Origin of the sequence: Symbiopectobacterium purcellii (assembly GCF_019797845.1) — a bacterium.
GTDB lineage: Bacteria > Pseudomonadota > Gammaproteobacteria > Enterobacterales > Enterobacteriaceae > Symbiopectobacterium > Symbiopectobacterium purcellii.
The window spans coordinates 1920784-1937392 of record NZ_CP081864.1 but is presented as its reverse complement, the minus strand read 5'-3'; the positions used below and the strand labels follow the sequence as shown (position 1 = coordinate 1937392).

The window sequence follows — 16609 nt, the reverse complement described above, 5'->3', positions numbered from 1 at the left end:
GGTTATTGTCCGTAATAGGCGTTTTTACCGTGCTTACGCAGGTAGTGTTTATCCAGCAGTTGCTGCTGCATCGGGCCAACGTCCGGTGTCAACTGGCGGGTAAAGATGCCCATATAGGCAATTTCTTCCAGCACCACCGCGTTGTGCACCGCACTGTCGGCGTCTTTTCCCCAGGCGAAGGGGCCGTGCGCGTTGACGAGCACGGCGGGGATATCCAAGGGGGAAAGCTGGCGTTGATGAAAGGTCTCTACAATCACATTCCCCGTTTCCCACTCATAGCGGCCGTCGATCTCTGCGTCGGTCATCAGACGAGTGCAAGGGATTGCGCCGTAAAAGTAATCAGCATGGGTGGTACCAAAGGCCGGTAAATCTTTACCCGCCTGCGCCCAAATTGTCGCATGACGTGAATGCGTATGCACAATGCCACCAATTTGATCAAACGCCAGATAGAGTACGCGATGAGTGTCTGAATCCGATGATGGCTTCTTGCTGCCTTCAACTACCCGCCCGGTTGCCAGCTCCACCACCACCATATCTTCAGCGGTCATCACCGGGTAAGCCACACCCGACGGTTTAATCACCATCACTCCCTGCTGACGATCGACTGCACTGACATTTCCCCAGGTAAACGTCACCAGGTGATGCGCTGGCAGCGCCAAATTCGCCTCCAGCACCTGCTGCTTAAGTTCTTCTAACATCGTTCGCCCCCTTTAATCCGATAGGATATTGTCGGGGAGTCGAGGAGCCGCACCTATGGGCTAACTGGCTAAAAACCCTGCTACGTTCTGCTACGCATTACCCTTTATGACAGGGAAGTCATTTATCACCACGCACAGCGTGATGACACTACGGTCATTTACGACACACTCGCATGAAGCAATTAGGATTTTTCCACCTGCCCAGAGCACTTCCGACGATTATACTGAGAGAAAGAGAGAGATGGCCGACAAGGTCAGATTAAATAGTGCAAATATCGTGTAATGCGATATTTTCCCGCGTCGCGGGCGAAAACATCAGGAGATCACCATGGTTGTAAAAAAAGGTTTCGTCGTTACTGCCCTTGCCGTTGCAGTAGTCATGACGCTCAGCGGCTGTTCCAACATGTCCAAACGCGATCGTAATACCGCCATTGGCGCTGGGGCTGGCGCGGTTGGTGGGGCAATCCTGACCGGTGGCGGCACGCTGGGCACACTGGGTGGTGCAGCCATTGGCGGCATTATTGGTCATCAGGTCGACTAATAGCGAGTGACAGCAGGGGCCGCCCTGCTGTCAGATTCTGTATTAACCGCCCGCCAGCTTGACCTTCAACCCCTTCGCTTCTAATAGCTGTTTTAACAGATCGCGCTTATCGCCCTGAATCTCAATGGTGCCCTCTTTGACTGCGCCACCACAGCCGCATTTCTTTTTCAGCTCTGCACCCAACGCAGTAAGCGCAGCATCATCCATATCGAGACCCGTGATAATACACACCCCTTTTCCTTTGCGCCCACTGGTTTGTCGTTGAATGCGCACTACGCCGTCACCTTTGGTACGGGCCACCGGAGCGGGTTCTTCCTTGATGCGTCCGGTGTCGGTGGAATAGACCAACCGGCTGTTACTGTCACTCATGCCTGCCCTCCCGCCAATAACGAACGCCGAATCTGCGCCAGCGTGTGCGCCGGATCGGCAGATTGGGTGATCGGACGCCCAATGACCATATAATCAACGCCGGCCGCCTGCGCCTGTTCCGGCGTCATAATGCGACGCTGATCGCCACTGGCACTGCCCGCTGGACGAATACCCGGCGTGACCAGCTGAAATGCGCTACCACAAACCTGTTTCAGGCGCTGCGCTTCCTGGGCTGAACACACCACACCATCCAATCCACAATCACGGGTCAGCACCGCAAGGCGCTCCGCTTGCTGCGCCGGTGTCGCAGTGATGCCTAACGCCAGCAGATCGTCGGCTTCCATGCTGGTCAATACGGTAACAGCAATCAGCAACGGTGCATCGGCTCCAAAGGGCTGCAATGCCGCTTTCGCCGCTTCCATCATCCGTCGGCCGCCACTCGCATGGACGTTGACCATCCACACCCCTAGTTCTGCCGCCGCCGCCACCGCATGCGCAGCTGTGTTAGGGATATCGTGAAACTTGAGGTCGAGAAAAATGTCAAAACCGCGCTGCTGCAATGCCTTAACAAATTGCGGACCGAAGAGGGTGAACATCTCTTTGCCCACTTTCAGCCGACAATCCTGTGGATTGATGCGATCGACAAACGCCAACGCCTGATTCTGGTCAGCATAGTCCAATGCGACAACGATCGGCGACGTAACGGCATGCGGTGGGGTGATGTGTTCGCTCATGTGGCCCTCAGTTTTGCTTGGCGATTAAATCCGTGGAGTGAGATTGGTCCGCGTATAAAAATTTTCCGCCGCATTCTACCCTTCTCGCCCGCGAAAGCCCAGCGGCCCTGCCGGACTGTGCGGCATTTCGCGCGGTGTTCATCGCGGATTCGTGCTTAATTAAAAGCATGTTGTAACTAAATCGCGTTTTATAAAATGGACAATAAGCATTAGGCACACTGCACGCCTCAGGCTATTGTCCATCCAGACCGCGAATCGGTTTGATGCTGGCCCATGAGCGGCATGAAGGACAGTGCCAGTAGAGGGATTGCGAGGTGAAACCACACTTCTGGCAGCTGTAGCGTGGTTTGGTGCGTATCTGTTCTCCCACCATATCGCGCAGCACCAGCAAGCTCTCTTTAGCTCGACCATCTTCGGCTTCACTCAGGTGAAAATCCATCAAGCGATGGAAAACACGCATAGTCGGGTGGCGCTGTAACTGGCGGTTGATGTAGACCTGCGCCACCTCAGCCCCTTCCTTGCGCTCAAGGATATCCGCCAACATCAGGTCGGCGCTGGCGCCGGTGTTCTCTTCAACACAGCGTTTGAGAAAATCCTCCCAGGCCTCCGACGCAGGCAAATGCTGATAACAGGTCTCCAGCATCGGCAAGGTTTCACTGACAAAGGCTTTATCTTGTTCCAGAACCTGCTGGAGCACCTCTGCCGCAGGCGCATAGCGTTCCTGGGCAATATGAATACGCCCCATCATGATCGATGCACGTGCGCACGCTTTGTCCGTTGCTGCGCCCTTTTTGAGTAGCGTCAGGGCTTTATCCAGATCGTCACTGCTCATCGCTTGCAGCGCCAGTTCGCAGTAGAAATGGGCGATTTCCGTATTCAACTGCGGCTGGCCAAGTTTGACCAGTTTTTCCGCAATATCGATCGCCTTCTGCCACTCACTGGTAGCCTGATAAATCTGCAACAACTGTTGAAGCGCGCTGCGACGAAAATCTTCTTCATCCACCAGTTGGGTGAAGATCTCTTCAGCGCGGTCATACAGCCCGGCGGCCATATAATCACGCCCCAGTTGCTGCACCGCCAACAAGCGCTGTTCGAACGATAACGACGCGCTTTCCGTCAATGCCTGATGAATGCGAATAGCGCGGTCGACCTCACCGCGAGAGCGGAACAGGTTACCGAGGGTCAGGTGCGCTTCAAAGGTGTTACTTTCGTCCTTGATCATATCAAGGAACAGCTCTACCGCTTTATCTTGCTGATTGGAAAGCAAAAAGTTTACACCTGTCACATACTCTCGCGACAAGCGGTTGGCTTCCTGATCTTTGTCCTGCTGCGCGCTTCTGCGGCCCATGTACCACCCGTATGCGGCGGCCACCGGCAATAACAGAAACAGCAGTTCTAACATAGAGGAGGATCCTTAGTGGGAAACAGAGGGCGCAGAGGGCGATGGTTCGCTCTCTGTTACAGACTGCTGCTGTTCCAGACGTTTGATTTTACGCTGCGCACGACCCAGCATGATGCGCAATCGCAGGTAGAATAAACCGCAGATCACCCACCCCAGCACAAACCCCACGGCAAACAGCGTCGCAAGTAGCGTGGAAACACGATATTCGCCCTGCGCCAGCAGATAGTTGAAGGTAACAACCTGCTCGTTGTGTGCCCCCAACGTAATGGAAATGATGAATATCGCCAGTACCAATAAGAAGATCAGCAAGTATTTCACGTTCTTGTTCCTGTGATATCGTCTTAACCTGATGATTATGCCAAATGTTGGCGCTAAACCCCATAGAATTATCCATTATAGCCGGAGAAAGGACACGGCTAACGGAGGTAGGATCAGGCAAGAGCGGCAGCGCCATCTGTTTTTGCTCAATCTGCTTACAAAAAGCGATGATCGACAAAACGCGATTCAGGCAAAAGCAATTTTATATAGGGCAAGAGCGCGTGGCGAGTTTCCGCCGGAGGCATGAAATGGCCGCTGGCATTACGCCAAAAAGCCAGCCGCTGTTGCACGAATTTCAACACCCCGGCGAAATGCACCTTGGGGATTTCTGCACCGCTGAGGCCAACTTCCGATTACGGATATGTGTATTGGTCACAGAGACGGTTTTACGCATCAGGCCGTTCAAGGACAGTCGGCGCAAGTGATGATCGCTGACCAAAGTCCATCGACCTGAAACACCAGTTGGGTTCAGGGTCTGAACCGCAATGTCTGACATCATGAACGGCGTCACTGGTGCTCCTGCTTCACGTTATCATCACCTTGTTTTTCCTGAGGCGATCGCGTTAATGGACCACACCAGCGCTGCGCCAGCGTACACGCCAGCACCACTAACACCCAGCTCATCAGGGTGGCCGCAATCAAATCCTGCGGCCAGTGCATGCCCAAGGCTAAACGACTGGCCATCACTCCCGACGCCCACACCATCAATACCGCCACGGTTTTATAGTGCCGCCGCGCCCACAACAACCCTACCGCTAGCAGCGCCCAGGTTGCTGCGAACAGGGTATGCCCCGAAGGAAAAGCAAAACCGGTTTCAAATTGCCAGTGGGCGCGCAGCCATTCAGGGATCTGCGTTTGTGCGCTCAGTTGCTGCGCCACCAGACGCGCGCGTTCAGGACGCGGCAAAGAATAAAAATAGCGTTCGTCGACATGGTACGTTTTTTCCAACCAGACGACAAAGGGGCGCGGCTCCTGAAGCCGCTCTTTAATGAACGACTTCATGCACTGACCAACCAGCACCGTCAGCGCCATGATTGCCAGCACGCCCAACGCCGGTTTGAAACGAAAACGTAAACACCACAGAAACCAGAGCGCCAACAACGCGCTGGTCACTATCCCCCAGGGGCGTGTCACCGTTTCCGTAACCCAGAACAGTCCACGCAGCCAAAGTCCCTGTGTTTCGGGTTGCCATTGCCAGCCGCTCACTCCTACGGCAATCGGCAATATCAGCAAAATTCCCGCACCGAGGGCAGTGCGCTTGGCAATGTCGTACATAGCTTCCCCTGTTTCATCCTTCGCCCACAAACGCAGAAACACACGGTTGAAGCGTGGGCGTAAATCGCATTTTTTTCATAAATTTATCACGAAATCGCCCCGCCTTCGTAAATGGAACGTAAACTACTCAATCGTTATGTCAGTACCTGTGCTGCTGTACAAACATCGTGCTGAGGCACAATCCGGATGAACACAGCTGAGCACCTGCACGGTTTAGCTTGGTTTTACTCCTCAATGGCGTTTTTACTGGTTAATTGCGTTATCCGGCAGTAGGATATGCGCAATCTTTTTGTGTTGGAGATGTAAAATGCAGCTTAAACGGGTGGCCGAAGCAAAATTACCCACCCCCTGGGGCGATTTCCTCATGGTAGGATTCGAAGAGTTAGCCACAGGACACGATCACCTCGCACTGGTTTTCGGTGATATCTCCGGTCCAGCGCCTGTTTTAGCTCGTGTCCATTCAGAATGTTTAACCGGTGATGCATTGTTCAGCCTGCGCTGCGATTGCGGATTCCAACTGGAAGCCGCATTGGGCCATATTGCTGAAGAGGGGCGTGGTGTGCTGCTCTATCACCGACAAGAAGGGCGTAACATCGGCTTGTTGAACAAGATTCGTGCCTATGCGTTACAAGACCTGGGGGCGGATACCGTCGAAGCGAATCATCAACTCGGGTTTGCGGCTGATGAGCGCGATTTCACGCTGTGTGCGGATATGTTCAAGCTATTGGGCGTGAATGAAGTCCGCTTGCTAACCAACAATCCGCAAAAAGTAAAAATCCTCAATGACGCAGGCATCAACATTGTTGAACGTGTGCCGTTAGTCGTGGGACGTAACCCTAAAAATGAGCGCTATCTGGCAACGAAAGCGGCCAAAATGGGCCATATGTTGGATCTCCCTCCACGTTAATCTGTGTCTATAACGATTTACCGCTATCAGCAACACGCTGACGTTGTTATCGGGGCCTTCGGGCCCCGATATTTTTGCTCACTGCCCATCACAGCATCTTGCGAATGACGTAGTGCAAAATCCCGCCGTGCTGATAATAGGTCAGCTCATTACGGGTATCGATACGGCATCGCGTTTGAATAATCTGCGCCCGTCCCTGACGGTCTGTGAGGGTGACATCCACCGTCGCACCCGGTGTCAACGCTTGCAGGCCTGCTACCGAGATGCATTCTTCCCCCGTCAGCCCTAAGGTTTTACGCGTTACACCCGGAGCAAACTCCAACGGCAAAATCCCCATGCCAATCAAATTGGAGCGGTGAATACGCTCAAACGACTCTGCAATTACCACCATGACCCCGAGCAACCGCGGCCCTTTTGCCGCCCAGTCGCGGCTGGAACCCGAGCCGTACTCCTTTCCGGCAATCAACGCCAACGGTACCTGTTCATCCTGGTAGCGCATTGCCGCATCGTAAATGGCCATGACGTTTTGTGAAGGGATATGCCGCGTGTACCCCCCTTCCGTGCCCGGCGCCATCTCATTGCGGATGCGTACATTGGCGAACGTACCGCGCATCATCACCTCATGGTTACCCCTACGTGAACCGTAGGAGTTAAAATCCTCCACGCTGACCCCGCGTTCGAGCAAGTAACGGCCCGCGGGGCTCTCTTTTTTGATGCTGCCCGCAGGAGAGATATGGTCGGTGGTAACCGAATCCCCCAGCAGAGCAAGAATTCGCGCCTCGTGGATATCCTGTATCGGATCGGGATCTTTGCCCATGGTGGTGAAAAACGGGGTTTCGCGAATATAGGTAGAATCCTGCGGCCATTCGTAAGTCGGATTATCCCCTACGGCTATCGCCTGCCACTCAGGCGTACCGTCAAAAACCGCAGCGTACTCTTTGTGAAACAGGTCAACGCTGACATGTTGCACCGCGTCGGAAACTTCCTTCGCTGAGGGCCAGATATCTTTCAAAAATACCGGTTCACCGTTGTGTCCGACCCCTAGCGGATCAAGGGTCAAATCCAGCGTCATATTGCCTGCCAATGCATAGGCTACCACCAACGGCGGCGAGGCCAGCCAGTTAGTTTTCACCAGTGGATGGATGCGTCCCTCAAAGTTGCGGTTGCCCGAGAGAACGGCCCCCACCGTTAAGTCGGCGGTTTTAATCGCGTGTTCGATGGGCTCCGGCAATGGCCCTGAGTTACCAATACAGGTGGTACAGCCATACCCTACCAGTTGAAAACCCAGCGCATCGAGGTAAGGCATTAATCCCGCTTTAGCGAAGTAATCCGGAACCACTTTGGAACCGGGTGCCAGCGAGGTCTTCACCCACGGTTTACGCCGCAGACCGCGCTCTACCGCATGCTTTGCCAATAGTCCCGCCGCCATTAACACGCTGGGATTGGAGGTATTGGTGCATGAGGTGATCGCCGCAATGACGACGGCCCCCTGCCGTAACGAGAAGCTTTCATCCGCCCATGTGACATCAACCGCGTCGACCGCCGCACTGCCACTGCTGACATCCAGTTCACGGCTGGCGGTAAACGCAGCCGGCACCTGTGCCAACGCCACGCGATCCTGTGGGCGTTTTGGCCCTGCCAAACTGGTTTCCACCGTCCCCATATCCAACGCCAGCTGACTGGTAAAACGGGGTTCATCCCCCGGATGCCGCCATAGTCCTTGTGCTTTGCTGTAAGCTTCTACCAGCGCAATCTGTTCGTCGCTACGGTTGGTTAAACGCAAATATGCCAGGGTGACATCGTCGATAGGAAAAAAGCCGCAAGTGGCGCCATATTCGGGTGCCATATTGGCAATGGTTGCCCGGTCTGCCAGCGCCAGGTTGTCCAGCCCGTCACCGTAAAACTCAACAAATTTCCCGACAACGCCGTGCTTACGCAGCATTTGCGTCACGGTGAGCACCAGGTCGGTTGCCGTGATCCCCTCCCCCAGCTTTCCGCTGAGTTTGAAACCCACCACATCCGGCAGCAGCATCGAAACCGGCTGTCCTAACATGGCGGCCTCGGCCTCAATACCACCCACGCCCCACCCCAGCACACCTAACCCATTGATCATGGTGGTGTGTGAATCGGTGCCGACCAGCGTGTCGGGATAGGCGATAGTTTTATCCTCGACGGTTTCACACCACACGGCGTTAGCCAAATACTCCAGATTGACCTGATGGCAAATGCCGGTGCCCGGCGGCACGACGCGGAAATGGCGAAACGCCTTTTGTCCCCAGCGTAAAAACTGGTAACGCTCATGGTTACGCGTCATCTCCAGGCGCGTGTTTTCTAGCAGCGCCTGTGGATTACCAAAATGGTCAACCGTCACCGAGTGGTCTATCACAAGATCGACCGGGGAGAGCGGATTCACCCTGCTGACCTCCCCCCCCAGACGGTGCACCGCATTGCGCATTGCCGCCAGGTCCACCACGGCAGGTACGCCGGTAAAATCTTGCATCAACACGCGTGCTGGGCGATAGGCGATTTCACGATCAGAATGGCCGTGTTCCAACCACGCGGATACGGCGTCGAGATCGGCCTGTTGCACCGTTTCACCATCGAGATGACGCAACAAATTCTCCAGCAGCACGGCCAGAGACTTCGGTAATTTTGTTAATGAGCCTAACGATTTCTCAGCCTGTGACAGGCTGTAGTAGTGATAAGTCTGTTGCCGGACACTGAGCCTATCCAGATAAGCATTGTGTAGCGCCTGTGACATGCTGCCTCCCAATGGCTTGACAGGTTATCTGTATTATTGCGCCGTCATGTCACAGGAGAGAGATACCCCGCTGCTTCATGCGGTCTTGTTTAAAGATAACACAAACAAAAAATAACGTTTTAGTAACAAGGAGGTTATTCAGCTATCACTGCAATCATCGTTACAAATCGGCTTTTTTGAAAAATTCAGGGGAAAGCGAGTACAAAAGCGTAAAGACATCGCTTAGTTATTGTCAGTAATATGAATTTTTTATATCACAATCTAATTGCGAGTGATCGCACACCTTGTTGAATGGATTTCGGGCACGATAGAGGGTGGTTGGGGCGTTTGAAACACACCACGGTCTGGCGCATTTTTTTGTGGAAAGGGTCTTCCGCTCTCCATGTCCTAATCTAATGATAAGAAGGAGCTGTTCATGAAGTTGTATTATACAGCAGGAAGTTGTTCTCTTTTTCCCCACATTGTTTTACGCGAGGCCGGTCAAGGTTTCACGTTAGAAAGCGTCGATATTAAAAAGAAAAAAACGGCTGGCGGTAAGGATTTTACGGCTATCAACCCGAAGGGGATGGTGCCGGTACTTCAACTGGACGATGGTACGGTGCTCACGGAAGGCGTCGCCATCGCGCAATACATTGCGGATAAAGTGCCCGAATCCAACCTGATTGCACCGATAGGCACCATGGCGCGTTATCACTGTGTTGAGTGGCTTAACTATATTTCCGCCGAACTGCACAAAACGTTTACCCCCATTTTTCGCCCAGGTACACCGGAAACCTATAAGGAACTGCTACAGGAATACCTTCAGGTTCGTTTCCGCTATATCAATATTGTGCTCAGTGAACAAAACTATCTGGTGGGAAATCGTTTTTCCGTCGCGGATGCCTATCTGTTTACCATGATGCGGTGGGCGCAGTCGTTAAAACTCGATATGTTCCGCTATCCGGCCCTGGCTGCTTATCTCGATCATATTGCAGAACGCCCAGCGGTATTGACGGCATTGAAGGTTGAACGATTGAAAGGGTAAGAGAGAGTGCGGCACCCAAGGGTGCCGCCTAACGCGCCATTAACCGAGGCGTTCCGCCTGAAAATGATGACGCGGATTGGCAATGCCATCTTGTGCCGCCACCAATTGCAGTTCGTACTCGTCCATCTCTTTGGTTGCCAGCATCACTTCATATACCGCTGCCGTGGTATGTTCCAGCGCCTTATCTAACGCCACGCCTTTGAGCAGGTTCACCAGTAACAGGCCGCTGGTCAAATCCCCGACACCAACAGGCTGACGTTCGAATTCCACCAGAGGACGGCGAATATGCCAGGCGTCAGTAGGCGTAACCAGCAACATTTCAAAACTGTCAGCACGGCGCGCTGCGCGGCTGAGGTGTTTAACTAACACGATTTTCGGTCCGCGTTCACAGAGCTGACGCGCTGCGGTAACGGCCTCATCCACATTGTGCACCGTCACACCTGCCAGCAACTCCAGTTCCGGCAGGTTCGGCGCAATCACATCGGCTGCCAGCAGCGACTGGTTACAATGGAAGCCCGAAACACCGGGTGCAACAAAACAACCTTTCTCGGGCGTGCCCATCACCGGATCGCAAAAATAGATCGCCTGCGGATTCACTGCCTTGACCTGACGGACGATATCCAGAATGCTGGCACCCTGCTCGGGGGAACCGATATAGCCACTCAGCACCGCATCACAGCGCGCCAGTCTGTCAATATTGGCAATGCCCTGCACAATGTCGGTCAAATGGCTAGCGTCCATCACACTGCCGGTCCACTGACCATACTGCGTATGATTGGAGAATTGCACTGTATTAAGCGGCCAAACGTTTGCGCCCATACGCCGCATCGGAAATTCGGCGGCACTGTTCCCTGCATGTCCAAAAACCACATGGGACTGAATAGAAAGAATGTTTTTCATTTATCAACAACCTGACCTTGCTTATCACTGACTTCGGAGTATTACCAAGAATAAAGGGAGCCTTCGCTCCCTTGTGCATGCTGTTTTCTTATGCCGTCCAACAAATCAGGCAGTAGTGCTTTTTACCACGGCGTAGCAGCGTATAACGGTCAAACAGACGATCGCTATCCGCGAAAACATATTCCGGGTTAGCCTGTTTTTCACCGTTAATGGTCACCGCATTTGAGGCGATCATGGTACGCGCCTGACCACGCGAAGGGACCAGTTCAGCCGTGACCAATGCCTGCTGCAAGTCAGCGTCGCGCGCCAGTTCAATAACCGGCATGCCGTCTTGCGCCAACTGGGCAAAGTCATTTTCTGTCAGCGCATTCAGTGCACCTGAGAACAGGCTCTGCGTAATGCGCTGCGCCGCTTGCAGACCCTCTTCACCGTGCACCATCCGCGTGACGTCTTCTGCCAGCACATACTGGGCGCGCGGCGCCTTGCCACTGTTTTTGTCCTCTTCTTCCAGCGCCATAATCTCTTCAATGCTGAGGAAGGTAAAGAGCTTCAGGAAACGATAGACATCCGCATCGGCGGTATTGATCCAGAATTGGTAGAATTTGTACGGGCTGGTTTTCTTGGCATCCAACCAGACCGCGCCGCCTTCCGTTTTACCAAATTTGGTGCCATCTGATTTGGTGATCAACGGAACGGTCAGGCCAAACACCGTATTCTGGTGCAAGCGACGGGTCAGATCGATTCCGGAGGTAATATTGCCCCATTGGTCTGAGCCGCCGATCTGTAACGCAACGCCATATTTCTCGTTCAACGCCGCGAAATCATACCCTTGCAACAGGTTGTACGAAAACTCGGTAAAAGAGATACCGACATCATCACGGTTCAGACGCTGTTTCACCGCTTCGCGGTTAATCATTTGGTTAACGGAGAAGTGCTTACCGATATCGCGCAGGAAAGTCAGCACGTTCATGCCGCCAAACCAGTCATAGTTGTTCGCCATGACGGCGCTATTTTCCCCGCAGTCAAAATCCAGGAACGGCGACACCTGATTGCGGATCTTTTCCACCCACTCGCCCACAGTTTCGCTGGTATTGAGTTTACGCTCTGTGGCTTTAAAACTCGGATCGCCGATAAGGCCGGTAGCCCCACCGACCAATGCCACAGGTTTATGCCCTGCAAGTTGGAAGCGGCGCAGGCACAACAGCGGCACCAGATGCCCCAAGTGCAAGCTGTCAGCGGTCGGATCGAAACCGCAATACAGTGCAATTGGCCCTTGCGCCAGCTGCTCTGCTAACGCGTTTTCGTCCGTTACCTGAGCAACCAGGCCCCGCTCTTGCAATTGTTGAATCAGGTTACCACTCGCCATCAATAGCTCCATTTTCGTAAAAGAAACGATGTTTGAAAAACTGTATTCCAAGGGAAATAACGTAACGTCATAGAATAAAGCGCCCCCGAGGGGAGCGCCAGTATTTAAAGGGGATATTTGCTACAATTCACAGCACTTACGGTGCCAGACGATCAATTTGCCAGTTATCACCATCTCGCTGATAGATAAAGCGGTCATGCAGGCGATGCGCCCCGCCCTGCCAAAATTCGACAGTATCAATGACCACACGGTATCCGCCCCAAAAACTCGGTAACGGCACCTCGCCTTTCATGAATTTTTGTTTCAGCTCTAAAAACTTGCTTTCCAGCACGCCACGGGCCGATATGCGGCTCGACTGTTGTGAAACCCAAGCGCCTATCTGACTCTCTTTTGGCCGGCTGTGGAAATATTTCAGCACCTCGATGGTGGATAAGCGTTCAGCATGCCCCGTCACAATCACCTGACGATCCAGGCTGTGCCAGGGAAACAGCAAGCTGATACGCGAATTCAGCGCCAAATGCTGTGCCTTGCGACTGCCCAGATTGGTGTAAAACACCATCCCTTGCTCATCGACGTGTTTGAGCAACACGATGCGCTGGTAGGGCTGGCCCTGCTCATCAACGGTGGCAACACACATCGCAGTGGGATCGGACAGGCGCGCATCGCACGCCTGTTTGAGCCACTTGTCGAACAGATCGAGGGGGTTAGCGGTCAATTCATTGCGGCGTAAACCGCCGCGGGTATATTCGCGTCTGACGTCCGCAATTTCATCTTCGGTCGGAAATGCGGCGGAGGGAGGTGAAGTGTTGTCCTGTGTCATAACATCCTGCTGTGGTGTATCGGGACGAAAATCATCATTCCATTCTGCGCCCACAGCGGGAAAATCTCAATGTAACACGTTGCGTCAAGGTGCATTCTCTAGGAGGCAATCATCCGCGATGATGTGTCCGCTGCGCTCAATAAAGGCGCGCTCCCCCTTGCTCCAGAAGGTATACCGGTTATTGCTGTATTTGGTGCCTGAGGCAGAAACCACCTGCGGAAGTTGCAAACGTTCGCCATCCAGCAAGAAATGCACTTCCGCTGGCTGGATATCTTGTTTCAGCGTCACGGTGAGCGGCAGGGTGCCACATTGATAATGCAACGTTGTTACCAGTGCCTGCCGGTTAAAACCGCTACAGCCGGACAGCACCATAAGCCCTAACAGCAGGCCAGAACGGCCCGATAGCATTAATGTCATTGTTATTTTCCCGTTGTTACCTGTCTGAAGGTTATCGCCACGTGACCACGACGCAGCCAGTCGAGTCACAGATAACAGCAGTGTAACAACGGGGTCTACAACGACTTCTAAGCAAAATCTGATTAGTCGTTCAGAACGGGGAAAATGGCCCCCAATATCGTCGCTTTGCTGGCACCGGTCACTGACGGCAAGTTACCGGGCAGGCCCGACAAGGTGCGCGCTGCAAGCCAGGCAAAAGCCAGCGCTTCCATATCGTCGCCGTTCACGCCGCACTCATCGGTGGTGTTGACCTCAATACCGGGCATCAATGCGGACAGACGCGCCATCAGCAGGGGATTACGCGCCCCACCGCCGCACACCAGCACACGTTCACAGCCCCCCGTCAACAGCACCTGATCGGCAATGCTGACGGCGGTTAGCTCCGCCAGCGTAGCCTGTACATCCTGAGGAGCAAGGGTGCCATACCCCACAAGCTGCTTTTCCAGCCAGCCCAGATTAAAGTATTCACGCCCGGTGCTTTTAGGTGCAGGTAAAGCGAAATAGGGATCGGCCAGCATGCGGCGCAGCAAGGGGATATTCACGCGCCCAGTTGCCGCCCACTGCGCGTCTTTATCATAGGGTTGCCCCTGACGACGCCAGATCCAGGCATCGAGCAACATATTGCCGGGTCCGGTATCATAGCCGCGTACCGGACAGTCAGGAGCCAGCAGAGAGATGTTGGCAATCCCCCCGATATTGAGCACGACGCGACGTTCATCAGGATGCATCAGCAACGCATAGTGGAACCCCGGCACCAGCGGCGCACCTTGCCCGCCAAGCGCAATGTCACGTCGGCGAAAATCGCCCACCGTAGTGATACCCGTCAACGCTGCGATTTGGTTATTATCACCGATTTGCAGCGTACAAGGCGCGTCACCGAGCGGTTCGTGCCACACCGTCTGTCCATGACAGCCGATCGCCATGATGTCGCTGGCATCGAGTTCGGTCTGCTTCAACAACATTTGCACCGCTTCAGCAAACAGCTTGCCGAGGCGTGTATCCAACTGACCTAATGTAGACAGCGTTACCGCCTGCCCCTGGCATACGTCCAGAATGGCTTGCTTCAATGTCAGTGGCATTGGATGACAATAGCTCGCCTGCTGCGCGACCGTGTGCTCATCAATCGCTGCCAGGACCACATCGACACCGTCCAGACTGGTGCCCGACATCACTCCGATGTATCTGCCTGATTTCATAACGGTGTATTTCCCATCCCGCGCTGTACACGCACACAAAATTCCCATAAACCAAGCTGCACTTGTTTACAAAATAACATGGCGAGCGGGCAAACGGCTCAGGTATTCTTCATTCTACGGCGGATTCGACGTCCTATACTTTGAATGCGCGTTTATTTTGAGGAAAAAAAGGCCGTTTTTTGCTATAAAATGAACATATGCGCCAATAGGATGAGAGAGAATTGTGGCAGCAAGGAACTTTAGCCATTTTTCATTATCAATATATACCCTAAATAATTCGCGTTGCAGGAAGGCGGCAAGGGAGTGAATCCCGATGAGCTTACTCAGGTAAGTGATTCGGGTGAGCGAGCGCAGCCAACGTACCTGCAATGCGAAGTATGACGGGTATAACCCTATTCTATCAGGGTGCGTTGTGCGCAACGGCCATTCGACGTTTCGCAGTAACCGTTTGATAAGCATTACCACGTCGGCTTTCAGTAACAGAAAACTGACACATTGCGATTACAGGAGTCTTACATATGATGAAGCGTTTACTTGTGATTACTTTAGCCGGTATGACATTGGCGGGCTGCGCCAACACCAGTTCGCTTTCCGGTGACGTTTATCGCGCCTCTGAAGCCAAACAGGTTCGTACTGTAACTTATGGCACCATCGTTTCATTACGACCTGTACAAATTCAGGCTGGCGATGAGAATGGCACCATGGGCGCTATTGGTGGCGCAGTGCTGGGTGGGTTCTTGGGTAACACCATCGGAGGTGGATCGGGTCGCTCACTGGCAACCGCAGCAGGCGCGGTGGCGGGTGGCGTAGCGGGTCAAAGTGCACAAGGTGCGATGAACCGCGTTCAAGGCGTTGAGTTGGAAATTCGCCGCGACGATGGTACCACCATCATGGTTGTACAACGCCAGGGCGATACCCGTTTCAGCGTGGGCCAACGTGTTGCCATGTCCAGCAACGGCCAAAACGTGACAGTTGCACCACGATAAACACCCCCTGTTTTCTGTTATCACCACCAGCACGGTGGTGATAACCTAGATTATTGCTTAGATCAATAATGTCACTTCACATGAAAAACTCATTCTGACAACGAGCGGCCTCAATCGTACAGGCAATAATTGCGCTGGCTCAAAACACGTCGGGTACAACACGTTTTTAACGAAAAATAGCACATTGTCTAAGAAAGATACCAAAAGGTATATCCTCTGCCCAGGCTAAAACCCATCAGTTTTTTCAGTAAAAAACATCCACACGACATCAATAATTCACCAGAAATAGGGTTCAGGTAAAGGATCGCAGCGTGATGCCATGTTTGAATGCAGCGCAGTATTCAATTCGGCTTGATGGACATTTATTCTACCCAAGCATTATTTTGTCTGATGATGCTTCAATGACGACTTTCATGACTCTCATGTAAAGCGAGAATATTTTTCTCCAAGCGGGCAATAAGGCCCGTCAGGGCACTGACTTCCTGCCCCGATATACCCAGCAATATCTCACCACGCGTTTGGCTTATCACATCGTCCACCGCTTGGATGATCGGCTCTGCCGCATCGGTCAACGCGATGCGCTTTGCGCGCCGATCGTGAGCACAAATACTTCGAGTAATCAACCCCTTCTCCTCTAACTGATCCAAGGTTCTTACCAGCGATGGCTGCTCGATGCCAATGGCTTTTGCCAATTGAATCTGCGACTGTCCAGGAGGCAGTTGGTATATATTATGCAGTGTAGCCCAATGGGTTTGGGTTAATTCCAGTGGTTTCAGACGAAAATCAATTAATGATCGCCACACCCGAACCAATCTGGCCAAATCAGAACCTAACGGCAATTCCATAACACCTCCTT

The 16609-nt window shown here is 53.2% G+C and carries 17 protein-coding genes; 4 read left to right on the top strand and 13 right to left on the bottom strand.

Annotation, left to right across the window (positions count from 1 at the left end; all coding sequences use genetic code 11):
- Nucleotides 1-2 precede the first annotated feature (2 nt).
- Entirely contained in the window at nt 3-698 is a 696-nt protein-coding gene (gene araD / locus K6K13_RS09080) for an L-ribulose-5-phosphate 4-epimerase (protein ID WP_222160498.1), read from the bottom strand.
- A 328-nt stretch (nt 699-1026) separates the two neighbouring features.
- Between araD and osmB the strand changes: the two genes are divergently transcribed.
- Nucleotides 1027-1239, top strand: coding sequence for an osmotically-inducible lipoprotein OsmB (gene osmB / locus K6K13_RS09075; protein WP_222160497.1), 213 nt, complete (start codon nt 1027-1029; stop codon nt 1237-1239).
- A gap of 42 nt (nt 1240-1281) precedes the next feature.
- On the opposite strand, the gene yciH is transcribed toward osmB, so the two are convergent.
- The 5 genes from yciH to pgpB all read right to left on the bottom strand — a co-directional run bounded on the left by yciH (nt 1282) and on the right by pgpB (nt 5337).
- The gene (yciH, locus tag K6K13_RS09070; RefSeq protein ID WP_222160496.1) at nt 1282-1608 is read right to left on the bottom strand and encodes a stress response translation initiation inhibitor YciH; all 327 of its coding nucleotides are present in this window, start codon (nt 1606-1608) and stop codon (nt 1282-1284) included.
- Complete coding sequence (gene pyrF / locus K6K13_RS09065; RefSeq protein WP_222160495.1) at nt 1605-2342, bottom strand: orotidine-5'-phosphate decarboxylase; 738 nt, start codon at nt 2340-2342, stop codon at nt 1605-1607. The genes yciH and pyrF overlap by 4 nt, the downstream gene beginning before the upstream one ends.
- Nucleotides 2343-2574: 232 nt before the next feature.
- Nucleotides 2575-3744, bottom strand: a complete 1170-nt coding sequence (gene lapB / locus K6K13_RS09060; RefSeq protein ID WP_222160494.1) for a lipopolysaccharide assembly protein LapB — start codon at nt 3742-3744, stop codon at nt 2575-2577.
- A 12-nt stretch (nt 3745-3756) separates the two neighbouring features.
- Entirely contained in the window at nt 3757-4062 is a 306-nt protein-coding gene (locus tag K6K13_RS09055; protein WP_222160493.1) for a LapA family protein, read from the bottom strand.
- Between the two features lie 507 nt (nt 4063-4569).
- The gene (pgpB, locus tag K6K13_RS09050) at nt 4570-5337 is read right to left on the bottom strand and encodes a phosphatidylglycerophosphatase B (RefSeq protein ID WP_222160492.1); all 768 of its coding nucleotides are present in this window, start codon (nt 5335-5337) and stop codon (nt 4570-4572) included.
- Between the two features lie 307 nt (nt 5338-5644).
- On the opposite strand from pgpB, the gene ribA reads away from it, so the two are divergent.
- Nucleotides 5645-6244, top strand: a complete 600-nt coding sequence (gene ribA / locus K6K13_RS09045; protein ID WP_195312282.1) for a GTP cyclohydrolase II — start codon at nt 5645-5647, stop codon at nt 6242-6244.
- A gap of 88 nt (nt 6245-6332) precedes the next feature.
- Here the strand turns inward: ribA and acnA are convergent, their stop codons facing one another.
- On the bottom strand, nt 6333-9005 hold the full coding sequence (gene acnA, locus K6K13_RS09040) for an aconitate hydratase AcnA (RefSeq protein WP_222160491.1): 2673 nt from the start codon (nt 9003-9005) through the stop codon (nt 6333-6335).
- A gap of 415 nt (nt 9006-9420) precedes the next feature.
- Between acnA and gstA the strand changes: the two genes are divergently transcribed.
- Nucleotides 9421-10029, top strand: coding sequence for a glutathione transferase GstA (gstA, locus tag K6K13_RS09035; protein WP_222160490.1), 609 nt, complete (start codon nt 9421-9423; stop codon nt 10027-10029).
- Nucleotides 10030-10068: 39 nt separating this feature from the next.
- Here the strand turns inward: gstA and pdxY are convergent, their stop codons facing one another.
- The 5 genes from pdxY to anmK form a co-directional block, all read right to left on the bottom strand.
- A complete protein-coding gene (gene pdxY / locus K6K13_RS09030) occupies nt 10069-10929 on the bottom strand; it encodes a pyridoxal kinase PdxY (RefSeq protein ID WP_222160489.1) in 861 nt (286 codons plus the stop codon).
- A gap of 88 nt (nt 10930-11017) precedes the next feature.
- Nucleotides 11018-12295, bottom strand: a complete 1278-nt coding sequence (gene tyrS, locus K6K13_RS09025; protein ID WP_222160488.1) for a tyrosine--tRNA ligase — start codon at nt 12293-12295, stop codon at nt 11018-11020.
- A 136-nt stretch (nt 12296-12431) separates the two neighbouring features.
- Complete coding sequence (pdxH, locus tag K6K13_RS09020) at nt 12432-13115, bottom strand: pyridoxamine 5'-phosphate oxidase (RefSeq protein WP_222160487.1); 684 nt, start codon at nt 13113-13115, stop codon at nt 12432-12434.
- A gap of 84 nt (nt 13116-13199) precedes the next feature.
- Nucleotides 13200-13532, bottom strand: a complete 333-nt coding sequence (locus K6K13_RS09015; protein WP_222160486.1) for an MliC family protein — start codon at nt 13530-13532, stop codon at nt 13200-13202.
- Between the two features lie 122 nt (nt 13533-13654).
- The gene (gene anmK / locus K6K13_RS09010) at nt 13655-14767 is read right to left on the bottom strand and encodes an anhydro-N-acetylmuramic acid kinase (RefSeq protein WP_222160485.1); all 1113 of its coding nucleotides are present in this window, start codon (nt 14765-14767) and stop codon (nt 13655-13657) included.
- Between the two features lie 518 nt (nt 14768-15285).
- Here anmK and K6K13_RS09005 point away from each other — a divergent pair.
- Nucleotides 15286-15753: an outer membrane lipoprotein gene (locus K6K13_RS09005; RefSeq protein WP_222160484.1), complete on the top strand. Its 468-nt coding sequence runs from the start codon at nt 15286-15288 to the stop codon at nt 15751-15753.
- Nucleotides 15754-16151: 398 nt separating this feature from the next.
- On the opposite strand, the gene slyA is transcribed toward K6K13_RS09005, so the two are convergent.
- Nucleotides 16152-16598, bottom strand: a complete 447-nt coding sequence (slyA, locus tag K6K13_RS09000; protein WP_222160483.1) for a transcriptional regulator SlyA — start codon at nt 16596-16598, stop codon at nt 16152-16154.
- Nucleotides 16599-16609 lie beyond the last annotated feature (11 nt).